Source organism: Aeromonas sp. S2(2024), from assembly GCF_041402505.1.
Taxonomy (GTDB): Bacteria; Pseudomonadota; Gammaproteobacteria; order Enterobacterales; family Aeromonadaceae; genus Aeromonas; species Aeromonas media.
Map to the genome: position 1 here is coordinate 226,370 of NZ_JBGLRL010000003.1, position 13,624 is coordinate 239,993.

The 13,624-nt window shown below is 63.5% G+C and carries 8 protein-coding genes; 2 read left to right on the forward strand and 6 right to left on the reverse strand.

The window, feature by feature from the left end; genetic code table 11:
• Window positions 1-19: 19 nt before the first annotated feature.
• From ACB039_RS05260 to ACB039_RS05270, 3 genes are all read right to left on the reverse strand, one after another.
• Window positions 20-1,147, reverse strand: a complete 1,128-nt coding sequence (locus ACB039_RS05260) for a GTP-binding protein (RefSeq protein ID WP_371165258.1) — start codon at window positions 1,145-1,147, stop codon at window positions 20-22.
• 71 nt (window positions 1,148-1,218) lie between these two features.
• On the reverse strand, window positions 1,219-2,625 hold the full coding sequence (locus ACB039_RS05265; protein ID WP_371165259.1) for a D-arabinono-1,4-lactone oxidase: 1,407 nt from the start codon (window positions 2,623-2,625) through the stop codon (window positions 1,219-1,221).
• A gap of 117 nt (window positions 2,626-2,742) precedes the next feature.
• A complete protein-coding gene (locus ACB039_RS05270; protein ID WP_005329170.1) occupies window positions 2,743-3,360 on the reverse strand; it encodes a LysE family translocator in 618 nt (205 codons plus the stop codon).
• 76 nt (window positions 3,361-3,436) lie between these two features.
• On the opposite strand from ACB039_RS05270, the gene ACB039_RS05275 reads away from it, so the two are divergent.
• Window positions 3,437-4,348 carry a LysR family transcriptional regulator gene (locus ACB039_RS05275; RefSeq protein ID WP_042648146.1) on the forward strand — a complete coding sequence of 304 codons (912 nt, stop codon included), beginning with the start codon at window positions 3,437-3,439 and terminating at the stop codon, window positions 4,346-4,348.
• A 6-nt stretch (window positions 4,349-4,354) separates the two neighbouring features.
• Here the strand turns inward: ACB039_RS05275 and ACB039_RS05280 are convergent, their stop codons facing one another.
• From ACB039_RS05280 to ACB039_RS05290, 3 genes are all read right to left on the reverse strand, one after another.
• Window positions 4,355-5,929, reverse strand: a complete 1,575-nt coding sequence (locus tag ACB039_RS05280; RefSeq protein ID WP_042648145.1) for a cyclic diguanylate phosphodiesterase — start codon at window positions 5,927-5,929, stop codon at window positions 4,355-4,357.
• Between the two features lie 243 nt (window positions 5,930-6,172).
• A complete protein-coding gene (gene acnB, locus ACB039_RS05285; protein ID WP_042648144.1) occupies window positions 6,173-8,770 on the reverse strand; it encodes a bifunctional aconitate hydratase 2/2-methylisocitrate dehydratase in 2,598 nt (865 codons plus the stop codon).
• A gap of 228 nt (window positions 8,771-8,998) precedes the next feature.
• Window positions 8,999-11,296, reverse strand: a complete 2,298-nt coding sequence (locus tag ACB039_RS05290) for a patatin-like phospholipase family protein (RefSeq protein ID WP_371165260.1) — start codon at window positions 11,294-11,296, stop codon at window positions 8,999-9,001.
• A gap of 279 nt (window positions 11,297-11,575) precedes the next feature.
• Between ACB039_RS05290 and ACB039_RS05295 the strand changes: the two genes are divergently transcribed.
• Window positions 11,576-13,486 (forward strand): methyl-accepting chemotaxis protein, encoded by a 1,911-nt coding sequence (locus tag ACB039_RS05295; RefSeq protein ID WP_042648142.1) that lies wholly within the window; start codon window positions 11,576-11,578, stop codon window positions 13,484-13,486.
• Window positions 13,487-13,624 lie beyond the last annotated feature (138 nt).

The following is a 13,624-nucleotide window of genomic DNA, read 5'->3' on the forward strand; positions in this document are numbered from 1 at the left end:
GGCGGGTCAGATCAGCATATCAGGCATCCGGCTGGCCGAGCATGGCCCTGAGTTGCTCTTCCAGGCTGGGCTCCGGGGCCTTGAGCGTTTCCATGAAGAGTCGCTCTATGCCCGCCTTGTCCTGACTCTTCACGATGAACACCAGCCTGGACTGGGCTTTGCCCTCCGGCCACTCCCCCAGCGCCTGCAACGGATAGAGCTGGCCGTGGACGCCGTGGATCACCACCGGCTGGCTCTCTCCCTCCAGCTGCAAAATCCCCTTGAGCCGCAGCAGGGCGTCGCCATACCGCCCCTGCACCGCGTCGATGGCAGCCAGCAGGCGGGACGGCTTGAGCGGCTCGCCGATGCGCAGGGAGAAGCTCTCGATGTTGCCATGCTCGAAATGGGTCGGCGCAGCGGTACCCACCTTGGCAGCGAACGGCTTCATCTTTGGCTGCATCGGCGAGGCCAGCCCCTGCTTGGGGGCTTCTGTGCGCAGCCAGGCCAGCAGCTGGCGCATGTCACGCCCCGCCGCTTCGTTGTAGGCGCCAAGCTTCTCCAGCACCGCTGGCGACAGTTCGCCATTGGTCACCTGCTGGATGGGGGCCGCCGGGTTGAGGGCCGCCAGCTGGGCTTCGACCCGAGCCAGCTGCTCGCCGTCCACCAGATCCCCCTTGCTCACCACCAGCAGATCCGCCAGCGCTACCTGTTTCACCGCTTCATACTGGGCTGCCAGCTGCTGCTCGATATGACCGGCATCCACTACTGTGACGGTGCCATCGAAGCGGTAGCGCTGGGCGATAAAGCCCTCTTCGCGCAGGGTAAAGAGCACGGGGGCCGGATCGGCCAGACCGGTGGTTTCGATAATCAGCCGCTTGAACGGTTTGATCTTGCGCTGAATAGCCTTCATAAACAGCCCCTGCAGCGCCTCCACCAGGGAGCCCTGCACCGAGCAGCAGATGCAGCCGGAATCGAGCAACACCACCTGCTCATCCACCTGTTGTACCAGGTGATGATCCAGCCCCACCGAGCCGAACTCGTTGATAAGCACCGCGCACTCGCCGAGCTCCGGCTGCTTGACCCAGTAATTGAGCAAGGTGGTCTTGCCGCTGCCGAGAAAGCCGGTCAGCAGGGTCACGGGGATTCGGGTGTCTTGCATATCTGTCATCTCGATGACTCCCTTCTGATCGGCAGGGTGATGAGTACGCGGGGGTCTTGCATATCGGTCATGTTCAATCCTTACCGGTTGGCAAACAGCTCGCCGAGCCAGCGATTCTCGAAGCGGCCGTGGGGGTCGAGCTCGCGCTTCAAGGCCAGGAAGTCGTGCCAGCGTGGCAGCAGGGCCGGGAAGTCGTAGAGATCCATCGCCAAGTGCTTGCCAAAATGCGGCGTGCCGCCGAGCGGCACCAGCAACTGCTGCAGCTCGCGCATCTGCTCCATGGAGCCGCCCACGAAGGTGCCGTCCGCCGCCAGATAGACCAGGAACCCTATCCAGCACACCGGCTTGCCATAGGCGGCGCTGAGCCAAGCCTCAGAGGGGCCGGTGCAGCGCAGGATAAAGGGGTAGTGCAGCGCCCCCGGGTTGCGCTCCTGCCAGTGCTGCAGGATCTCCAGTGCCTCCTGCATGCGCTCCAGCGGCACCGCCACCTCGCAGTTGATCTGGGGCGCCGGTATCCCCTTGCAGAGGATCTGGTAGACGTTGCCCACGAGATCAGAGGCATCCTTGAAGCGGCGCACCGTCTCGAAGTGCTCCCCGGCCCTGGCCTCGTCCTTGGTGTCTCTGGCCATCTTCTGCAGGGTCGCGTCTATGGTGGTATTGAGGGCGGCATTCATGGCGCTGTCGGCGTCCCCCTCCAGCAGCAGCGGCTCGCTGCCCCCGGCGCGATAACGGGCCACCTCCTCGTCGCTTGCCGGGTCAACCAGCCAGATGTGGCTCTCGCCGGTCCAGGCGAACCACCAGCTCTTCACGAAGCCGTGCTCGCGGTTGAGCCGCTCGTTGTGGGCCAGCAGGAAGGGGTAGTCGGTGGTGAACTTGGTGCAGCGCATGATCCGGTTCGGCACGGTGCGCAGGCGCACGTCGAGCAGCACGCCGAGCATCCCCATCCCCATCACGAAGGCGCCGAAGCGCGGGTCCGTGCGATCCACGCCTATGATGTCGCCATTGGCCAGCATCACCGTCAGGGCCTCCACCGCGTCGCACAGGGAGGACTGGTGCAGCCCCTGGCCGTGGGTGCCGGTGCTGAGCGCCCCGCCCAGGGTCTGAATGCCAATGACCCCGGGGGACGCCGGCAGCATCCGATCCATGGCGATGAGATCCCCATAGACGGTATCGAGCGGCGTGCCCGCCTGATAGGTCACCGTATCGACACTCTTGTCCAGCTGACCGCGCAGGTGGTGCAGGTCCACCAGCAGCGCCTGGCTGCCCTCGGCATAGACGCTGTGGATGGGTTCGAAGGAGAGGCCGGAACCGATGAGCCGCAGCTTGCGCTCCGGGTATTCACGCAGCAGTTGCTGCAGCTCGTCGCGGTTTTGCGGGCGCCACACCTGATCCAAGGCGCCGAGCGGGTTGGTCCTGGACCAGTTGAACAGCACCTCCCGATTGCCAATCGCCTTGATGCTGTGAAATGCCTGGAACCTGACCGTCATACCGCGCCTCATCTGACTTCAAAATGAGCGGCAATTCTACCGAAAAGCGCGCGCCAAGGCATGAAAAATAAGCCCCTGCTGTTCGAGGGTGGATAAGGGGGACCCGCCCCCCTCCCCTCAGCGCGAGGGCTGGGTCAGTGCCAGCAGCATGCCGAATCCCACCAGCAGACCGCCAAAGATCCGATCGATCCAGTGGCGCACCGCCAACAGGCGGGACCGTACCGACGAGCTGGAGAAGAAGAGCGCCACCGCGCTGAACCAGAGGGCGTGGGCCAGCACGATGAAGGCGCCGTAGCCGAGCTGGACCGCCAGCGGCGTCTGCGGCTGCACCACCTGCATGAAGAGACTGACGATGAAGATGGTGGTCTTGGGGTTGAGCACATTGGTCAGAAAACCGGTACGCAGCGCCCCCAGGCTGGAGAGGGCTGGCTGACTGGCCAGCTCCTCCCCGGTCTCGGGCTGGGCCCGCAGCATCTTGATGCCGAGGAAGATGAGGTAGGCCGCCCCCGCCAGCTTGATGAGGTTGAACAGCCAGAGGGACTGCTGGATCAGCAGCCCCACCCCCAGCAGGGTGTAGCTCACGTGGATGCAGACCCCGGCCGCTATGCCGAGCGCCGTCAGCACGCCGGTACGACGGGAGAGCAGCAGGCTGTTGCGCGACACCATGGCAAAATCCGGGCCCGGGCTGATGACGGCAAAGAAGGTGATGGCTACTACGGCTAACAGTTCGGTCATGAAAATAGTCCTGTTCACATGGGATATCGGCTATTTTATTTGGCAATAACCCCCATGACGAACGATGATTTCTGACATGAACGGTGAGAAAAATTCACAGAAAACCCTCTCGCTTCCCTCCCTGACGGCCCTGCGCTGCTTCGAGGTGGCGGCCCGCACCGAGCACTTCGGCCGCGCCGCCGACGAGCTGCACCTCACCCATGGCGCCATCAGCCGGGCGGTGCGCCTGCTGGAGGAAGACCTGGGCGTCAGGCTGTTCGAGCGGCGCCAGCGCCGGGTCTTCCTGACCGAGGCGGGTGAGCGGCTCTATCAGGCGGTCAGGGAGGGGCTGGGCCAGATCCGGGAAACGGCCCAGGCGCTGCGCCAGCAGAGCCGCCCCCAGTCGCTGGTGCTCTCCTGCGAGCCCACCCTGCTGATGCGCTGGCTGATCCCGCGCTGGCCCGCATTTCAGGCCCTGCACCCCGAGCTGGACGTCCATCTGATGGCGGGGGGCGGCGCCCTCAGCTTTGGCAGCGGCATCGATCTCGCCATCCGCCGCAACGACTTCGACTGGCCCGAGGATCTGCACAGCCAGCTGCTGTTCGAGGAGCTGACCGGGCCTGTCTGCCAGCCGGGCAAGGTGGCGCAGTTTTTCGAGCTAGGAGGAGAGCTGCCGGCTCTGCGCGCCTCGGCCCCCCGCCTGCACACCAGGACCCGTCCCGCCGCCTGGCAAAGCTGGCAGGCGCAGGCCGGACAGGGTGCGAGCGACGAGGCGCCGACCCAGACCTTCGAGCACTTCTACTTCAGCCTGCAGGCCGCCGTGGCGGGCCTTGGCGTCGCCATCGGCCCTTACCGACTGGTGTGCGACGATGTCGCCGCCGGCCTGCTGGCCGCCCCGCTCGGATTCATCCCAGATGGCACCGGTTATCACCTGCTCGCCCCCGCGCCGCCCGAACCCGGCAGCGCCCACGAGACCCTGGCGAACTGGTTGCACGGTCTGGTGCGCTGAGCCGCATCAAGCCTGGGTGGCGCGCTCGACGGCGGGAGTGTATCTCTCCGCCGTCGTCAGTTTCCGGCAGAACTGGCGCAGTGGCATAGGACGGGCGAACAGGAACCCCTGCAGATACTGAACCCCCTTGCCCCTGAGGTAGGCGGCCTGTTGCTCCGTCTCCACTCCTTCGGCTACCAGGGAGAGGCCCAGCCGCCGGCCGAGGTCGATGACGTTGTCGACGATATGCTCGGACAGCGACTCGGTCCCGATGCGACCGATGAAGGAGCGATCGATCTTGAGATAGTCCACGTGGAACTGTTGCAGGTAGTGAAGGCTGGAGTGACCGGTGCCGAAGTCATCGATGGAGAGCCGCACGCCCATCTCGTCGAGCTGGCGGAACAAGGAGAGCGTCTGCGGGTTGGTCACCAGCAGCTCCCGCTCGGTGAGTTCCAGCACCAGCACCACCCGCCCCGGCACAAAATGCGCGAGGAAGGCGCGACACTCCGCCAGCAGGGAAAGATCCCGGCAGTGGGCGGCGCTGATGTTGAAGCTGATGTGAAAAGCGTCAGGCAGCCGGGTTTGCACCGGCTTCAGACGCTGGGCCACGACCTTCATGAGATGAGTGGTCATGGGCACGATCAGCCCAGACTCTTCCGCCTGGGGGATGAAGAGATCGGGGCGGATCAAGCCAGATCTCGGGTGGCGCCAGCGCATCAGCACCTCCGCCCCTACCATCCTGCCGTCGTCGCTGGCCATCAGGGGTTGCAGGTAGGGGACAAACTCCCCCGCCAGCAGCCCGCGCCTCAGCTCATCCGTCTGGGAACCCGGACGACCCAGCACCCACCATACCAGCAGTGCGAGCAACACCGAGGTCCCTGCCAGCCACAGCAGGGCCAGATGACGAGCCTCCCACAGGGTGTGCCAGTAGAGCGGCATGGCATAGCCTGCATGGATGGCGAAGGGGTAGCGGTGGGAGGAGAGTTCAAGGCTGATCTTGCTGTACAGCCTGGGGGGCTGGTTCTGGTGATGTCCGGATTCATCGATCCAGTCCGACCCCACCTGCAGGAACAGCTCGCTGGTATCACTGCTCATGGCGAGCATGAAGCTGAGCTGGGTGCTGTCGATGGCGCTCAGCGCCACATCGTGCCCGCGCTCATGGCGCACCACCAGCAGCGGATGATCCAGGCGCACCTTGTTGCCGTTCATCAGCAGCAGCTTGTTTCCGGTGTAGATAGTGCCGTCATCCACTTCATGGACGGGGCCAAACAATGAAGAACAACGGATCACGCCGCCGCGCGCCAGGTTGACTGAGCGCAGGAAAGGCTCGAGGGCCACTCTCTTGCGCAGCAACAGCAGATTGTCGACGCAGGGGCGGTTCACCAGCGACAATGCCTCCAGATTGGCCTGTTCGGCCTGATCCAACATGTGCTCCAACAAGGTCTTGGCCTTGTGGGCAGAGGCGCTGGCGTCCGCCTTCAACTCCTGCTCGTAGCTGCCGTGTACCATCCAGCCTCCCGCCAGTAATGGCAGAGTCAATACCAGCAGGGTGCAGCCAAGGCGCCATCTCGTACGGGCCAGATCAATCCGGAACAGAAACATAGAAACCACGCCGCAATTCGCAGGCTTGCCCCGGCAAGCGCCACAGTGAAATAACGCCCACTTCACACAGAAGACAATGGGACCATCCAGGCCAGACAACCTAACGCAGCGCACTGGTAAATGCATCGACGACGCAGTGGCGGGAGATTGGCTGCCCATTATTGCGCAACCGCCATAAATGGAAAATGCCGCGTAGAGACGCGGCATTGTTTATATCGGGTGGAGAGTCCAACCAGTCAGTCCTTAGACCGCCTGTTGCAAAATCACCGCATCGGCCTTCTTGGTGTAAGAGGCGATCTCGTTGAAGTTGAGGTAGCGGTAAGTATCTGCCGCCGTGGCATCCAGGGTCTTGGCGTACTGCAGGTACTCCGCCACGGTCGGGATCTTGCCGATGATGGCGGCAACCGCAGCCAGCTCGGCGGAGGCCAGATAGACGTTGGCGCCCTTGCCCAGACGGTTCGGGAAGTTGCGGGTGGAGGTGGAGACCACGGAGGCCCCTTCCGCTACGCGCGCCTGGTTGCCCATGCACAGGGAGCAGCCCGGGATCTCGATGCGGGCACCAACGCGACCAAAGATGCCGTAGTAGCCCTCTTCGGTCAGCTGATCCTTGTCCATCTTGGTGGGCGGGGCGATCCACATGCGGGTCGGCAGCTCACCCTGATACTTCTCGAGCAGCTTGCCGGCGGCGCGGAAGTGGCCGATGTTGGTCATGCAGGAACCGATGAATACCTCATCGATCTGGCTGCCAGCCACGTCGCTCAGCAGGCGAGCGTCGTCAGGATCGTTCGGCGCACAGAGGATGGGCTCCTTGATGGTGGCCAGATCGATCTCGATGATTTCGGCGTACTCGGCATCCTTGTCCGCTTCCATCAGCACCGGGTTGGCCAGCCACTCTTCCATCCCCTTGATACGACGGGTGATGGTGCGCACGTCGCCGTAGCCTTCGGACAGCATCCATTTCAGCATCACGATGTTGGACTTCAGGTACTCGATGATCGGCGCCTGATCCAGCTTGATGGTGCAACCAGCGGCGGAGCGCTCGGCGCTGGCATCGGCCAGCTCGAACGCCTGCTCCACCTTCAGGGTCGGCAGACCTTCGATCTCGAGGATGCGGCCGGAGAAGATGTTCTTCTTGCCTGCCTTCTCGACGGTCAGCAGCCCCTTCTGGATGGCGGCGTAGGGGATGGCATGGACCAGGTCACGCAATGTGATGCCCGGCTGCAGCTCGCCCTTGAAGCGCACCAGCACGGATTCCGGCATGTCCAGCGGCATCACACCGGTGGCGGCGGCGAAGGCCACCAGACCGGAGCCCGCCGGGAAGGAGATCCCGATGGGGAAGCGGGTGTGGGAGTCACCACCGGTACCCACGGTATCCGGCAACAGCATGCGGTTCAGCCAGGAGTGGATGACACCGTCACCCGGGCGCAGGCTCACACCGCCGCGGTTCATGATGAAGTCCGGCAGGGTGTGGTGGGTCTGCACGTCGATGGGCTTGGGATAGGCCGCGGTGTGGCAGAAGGACTGCATGGTCAGATCGGCGGAGAAACCGAGGCAAGCCAGATCTTTGAGCTCGTCGCGGGTCATGGGGCCCGTGGTGTCCTGGGAGCCGACCGTGGTCATGCGGGGCTCGCAGTAGGTGCCCGGGCGAATGCCCTGCACGCCGCACGCCTTGCCCACCATCTTCTGGGCCAGGGTGTAACCCTTGCCGGTGTCGGCCACCGGTTGCGGGCGACGGAACACGGTAGAGAACGGCAACCCTAAGGCCTCGCGGGCCTTGTCGGTCAGGCCGCGGCCGATGATCAGCGGAATACGGCCACCGGCGCGCACTTCGTCGATCAGCACCTCGGTTTTCAGTTCAAAGCGGGCCAGCACCTCGTCGGTGCCGTGACGGGTGATCTTGCCCTCATAGGGGAAGATGTCGATGACATCGCCCATCTCCAGTTTGGAGACGTCCACTTCGATGGGCAGGGCGCCAGCATCTTCCATGGTGTTGAAGAAGATGGGGGCAATCTTGCCGCCGAGGCAGACGCCGCCGGCGCGCTTGTTCGGCACGAACGGAATGTCGTCGCCCATGAACCAGAGCACCGAGTTGGTGGCAGATTTGCGTGAAGAGCCGGTACCGACCACGTCACCGACGTACGCCAGCGGGAAACCGGTCTGCTTGAGCTCTTCGATGGCCTTGACGGGGCCGATGACGCCGTCCTTGTCCGGGGTGATGCCGGGACGGGCGTTCTTCAACATCGCCAGGGCATGGAGCGGGATATCGGGACGGGACCAGGCATCCGGTGCAGGGGACAGATCATCGGTGTTGGTCTCGCCGGTCACCTTGAACACGGTGACGGTGATCTTCTCGGCCAGGGCGGGGCGGTTCAGGAACCACTCGGCATCGGCCCAGGATTGCAGCACCTGCTGGGCGTGGGCATTGCCCGCCTTCGCCTTCTCTTCCACGTCGTGGAAGGAGTCAAACATCAGCAGGGTGTGGGAGAGGCCCTTGGCAGCAAGAGGAGCCAGCTCGGCGTCATCCAGCAGATCGATCAGCGGCTGGATGTTGTAACCACCCTGCATGGTGCCGAGCAGCTCGACCGCTTCGGCCGCAGTCAGGATGGGAGAGTGAGCCTCGCCCTTGGCGACGGCGGTGAGGAAGCCGGCTTTGACATAGGCCGCTTCATCAACACCCGGGGGAATGCGGGAGGACAACAGTTCTTTCAGAAAATCATGTTCACCGGCGGGGGGGTTCTTGAGCAGTTCAACCAGGGCGGCGACCTGCTCTGCATCCAGAGGTTTGGCAACCACGCCCTCGGCGGCACGTTCTGCGACGTGTTTACGGTATGTTTCAAGCACGACTAATTCCTCTTTGGTCTTTTTTTGGGGTTCGCCCAAGCTCGCGGCGATCGTCCTTGCGGGACACCCGTAGGGTGCCCCCCACTATATAAGTTTTAACGACTAATTAAAATCCAAACCCTGTGCAGTTATTCATCAAACCAGCATAACCATATAAGCCAGTTAGATTTTTTTAAACTGACAAGACACACAACACAGACAAGTTAACAAAAAGTCAGCATTTCACCCTTATTGGAACGTAGTGCCCAATTGCAGATAGAACATGTCATGCCCCCCCTCCGCCATGCCATAGCCGAGGAAGATGGGGCCGAGGAAGCTCTCCACCCCCACATAGACGGAGCCGGCGGTGTAGGAGGACTCCAGGCTGATGTCGGCTCCCTTGTCCCAGACTCCACCCTGCTCGAGAGATCCCCCGAGGAACAGGGGTGCCTTGATGGCCCCGAAGTCGTTGTCCGCCACCCGGTAGATGTAGCGCAGACCGCTGAACAGACTGTAGCGGCCGCTCAGCTGGTAGTGCTGGAAGCCTGATAGCCGGAACAGACCGCCGAGATCCTGTACGAACAGCGGCACCTCTTCCTCCGAGGAGGAGCCGCCCCCTTCCAGCATCAGGTTGAGACTGTGCCGTCCCCATGACCAGGGCTTGATCATCGCCAGGTGGTAATTAAGCCCCTCGGTGTTCTCCGTCGGCTCGCCGGTCGGCTCAATCTTGATGTGGGAGTAGCCCCCCTTGATGTCCCAGTAGATTCCCTCGTAGGGGAAGTAGCGGCTGTCGAGGGTGTCGTGCTCGAAGCGAATGTAGGGCCCCCAGGCGGTGGCATCCGCACTCGCGTCGGACAGGTTCTGGACATCGACGCTGCCCACCTGGCCTTCCAGCCCCAGGGACACCCTGCTCCAGGGCTGCCGATTCCAACCGACGGCGAGATCCACGCTGGTGAAGCTGTACTCCGAGTCCAGGTAACGGACTCCGGACAGCTGCACATCTTCCTCCGGGAAGAAGACCCGGCGCTCGGTCTTGTCATAAGCCAGGCTCGCCTCGCCATAGAAGGTCTGGGAGGGCTCGAGTGGCGTATAGAAGTCGGTCTTGAGGTGCTTGGCCGTGCCGAGCGACGCCTCGGTCAGCCACTCGGCGCCCCAGTCGTTGACGTTGGTCAGGGTATAGGACATGCCGACGTTGTAGTTGGAGCTGCTCTCGAAGTCATCGGAGAAGCCGAGCTGGAAGTTGAGATAGCCAGGTCCCCAGTTCTTCTCGCTGGCATCCACCACCAGCACATTCTCGCCGTCCCGCTCCACCACCTCGTAGGTGATGCGGTCGAACGACTCCAGGGCGTAGAGGCGGCGAATGCCGGCCTCCAGGCTCTCATAGGTCTGCACCTTGTCCGGGCGCACCTTGAGCATGGCCCGCACCGTCTCGTCGGAGAGGCGCGACTTGTTGAGGATCTCCACCTTGTCGATGTAGTAGGCCGGTTGACCGCTACGCTCGGCGCGGCGACTCAGCTTCTTGTTGCGGTAATCCGCGTAAGCGTCGGGGGAGAGTGACAGGGCATCGAGCTGGGCAGCGGCGCGATTGGCCACCGCCTCCCCCTGCTTGATCCCCTCCGGCATCCGGGCAAAATCGGCGATCCCCATGTCTCCGAACTCAGGGCTGAGCAGCACGTCCTTGGGCCCCAGCAGCGCCTTCTGCTTCTCGGTGCCGACCTGGGTCATGTAGGTGGTGAGCTGGTCGATCATGGCCAGCCCGGATTTGAGCGACTCCCGGGTGCGCAGCTTGGCGCCGATGTCCACCGCGATCACCACGTCGGCACCCATGGCCTTGGCCACGTCCACCGGCATGTTGTTGACGGTGCCGCCGTCGGCCAGGATGTGCCCCTCCCACTCCACGGGCTTGAGGGCGCCGGGGATGGACATGGAGGCCTGCATCGCCTTGGCCAGGCTGCCATGGTCAAGCACGAAGGGGGTCACCGTCTCCATGTCGGTGGCCATGGCGCGGTAGGGAATGGGCAGATCGTCGAAGCTCTTCTGCGCCGGCAGGTTGGAGGTGGCATGGCGCAGCAGGCTGGCCATGGACTGGCCCTGGAAGAAGCCGTCCGGCAGCTGAGTCTGGTCACCGTTGACCCCGATGTCGGTGCGCAGCTGGTACTTCTCGCTCTGCTGCTTCTTGCGCAGGGAGAGCTCGTCACGACCGACCTTGTCCTGATAACCCTTGTTCCAGTCGATGGCGAGGGTTATGCGCTCCACCTCTTCGGCACTGAGCCCCATGGCGTACATGCCCGCTACGTAGGAACCCATGCTGGTGCCCACCACGATGTCGACCGGGATGCGTTTCTCTTCCAGCACCTTGAGCACCCCGATGTGGGCCGCCCCCTTGGCGCCGCCGCCGCTCAGCACCAGGGCTATCCTGGGCCGATCCGCCTTGGTGCCACCGCCTTGCACCTGAGCGGCATCGCTGGCCTGGGCCGCCCCCGTCCATGGCAGGGTCGCCATCAGAAGCATTAGCAGTTGGGTCCATCCCCAATGAAAGATGCGCATATGAGTGTCCATTGATCCGTGCGAGTCGAGTGAGCTGTCCGCCGACGTGAGTGCCGCCAACTATGAGTTGAAGAACTTTAACTGCAACCGGCCGCGCTGGCGAGATGTCATCGTCCCGTGGTTGCACTGCAGAGCCAGGGATGAATAGTGTCAATCCAGTCCCGACCTGATGTGAGCGCAAACGTTAATCGGCAATAAACGCCACCACCACCTCAAGAGCCCGCTCGGTCAGCCGTTAATATGTACTCAACCTTAGGCCCACACTCCCGAGTCACCCTTATGTTCGCAAGCCTGACACTCAAACAGAAAATTCTGGCCACCGTCATCCTCGCCGTGGCTCTCTCCTGTCTGCTGGTGGGCTATTTCAGCCAGCGCTCGGCCCAACAGCTGATCGAGACCCGCATGTTCGAACAGGAGCTACCCAACCTCACCCAGCGCATCGGCAAGGAGATCGAGAAAGACCTCACCTCGGTCGCAAGCGCCGCCAGGCAACTGGCCAATGACCGCTTCGTGCTGGACTGGGTGGCCCGCGGCATGCCCAAGGAACAGGAATCCATCCTCATCGACCAGCTCAAGGACATGACCAGCCAGTATGGCCTGGTCACCGCCTCCTTCGCCGATCGCCAGAGTGCCGCCTACTACAACCAGGACGGCTTCCTGCGCATCCTGAACCATGAGCAGGACAACTGGTTCTACGACTACACCAAGAGCGGCCAGGATCTGATGCTCAGCATCTTTCGCGAGAGCAATGGCGAGGTGAAGCTGTTCGTCAACTTCCAGCAGCTAGACGGGCGCGGCCTGGCCGGCCTCGCCAAGTCTCTCGACAGCATGGTCAGCATGCTCGCCAACTTTCGCATCGGCGACAGCGGCTTCGTCTTCATGACCGATGGCAGCGGCAAGGTGAAGCTACACCCGGACGCCGCCCGCATCGACAGAGACAGCCTGGGTCAACTGGCTGGCCCGGGCGCAGGCGCGCTGATGACCAAGCAAGCGTTCGCCGCCACTCATGCCGAGATCGATGGCCAGCCGGTGGTACTCGCCACCAGCTATATTCCCCTGCTCGACTGGTATCTGGTGGCCCAGGTGCCGGAGGCCGAGATCTATGCCGAACTGGACAAGGCGCGGCTGCACATAGTGCTGGTGAGCCTGCTCATCGCCGTAGGCATGGGGCTGCTCAGCGTGCTGCTGGCCGGCTCCGTCAGTCGCCCCCTCAACGAACTGGCTCGCCTGTTCCGGGAACTGGGCAGTGGTGACGGGGATCTGACCCAACGCCTCAAGGTGGAAGGACGGGACGAACTGAGCCAGGTCGCCACCGGCTTCAACAACTTCGTCGCCAAGATCCACGGTTCCATCGAGCAGGTGGCGAGCAACTCCCGCCAGCTCGCCGCCACCGCCAACGAGGTGGCCGCCAAGGCCCAGCTGACCCAGCACAACTGCACCGCCCAGCGGGATCGCACCGTCCAGGTCGCCACCGCCATCCACGAGATGGGCGCCACCGTCAGCGAGATCGCCGGCAATGCGTCCCTGGCCGCCGACGTCGCCAGGCAGGCCAACGATCAGGCCGATGCGGGGGCTCAGGTAGTGGCCCAGGCCCGCCACGGCATCGTCGGCCTCTCCGGCGAGATCGAGCAGGTCGCCGGGGTCATCGAGTCCCTGGCCAGCCAGACCGACTCCATCGGCAGCATCCTCGACACCATCCGCAGTATCTCCGAGCAGACCAACCTGCTGGCCCTCAACGCCGCCATCGAGGCCGCCCGCGCCGGTGAGCAGGGCCGCGGCTTCGCCGTGGTGGCCGACGAGGTGCGCAACCTCGCCAGCCGCTCCGCCGCCTCCACCGCCGAGATCCAGGGCATGATCAACCGGCTGCAGGAGCAGAGCGCCCGCGCCGTCAGCGCCATGGCCCAGGGCCGCAACCAGAGCCTGGAAGTGGTCACCCAGGCCGATGCGGCCGACGGGGCGCTCGGCCAGATCACCGCCCACATCACCCAGATCAGCGACATGAATATCCAGGTCGCCACCGCCACCGAGGAGCAGTCCAGCGTGGTGGGCGAGATCAACCGCAACGTAGAGGACATCAACCAGCTCACCATGGAGACCGCCGACATCGCCCACCAGCTGACCGAGTCCAGCCGCAGTCTGCAGCAGCTCTCCGGCGAGCTCGACAAGCTGGTCGGCAACTTCCGGCTCTGAGCCTTTTAGCCCTCCCACTCACTCAGGGAGCGCAGCCGCGCTCCCTGTTCTTCGACAACGGCAAGCCATGACGCAGCGGCGCCAACTCGACTCAGGATCTCGGCCGAAATGCCGCATAATCAGAGGAGAACCAAGGAG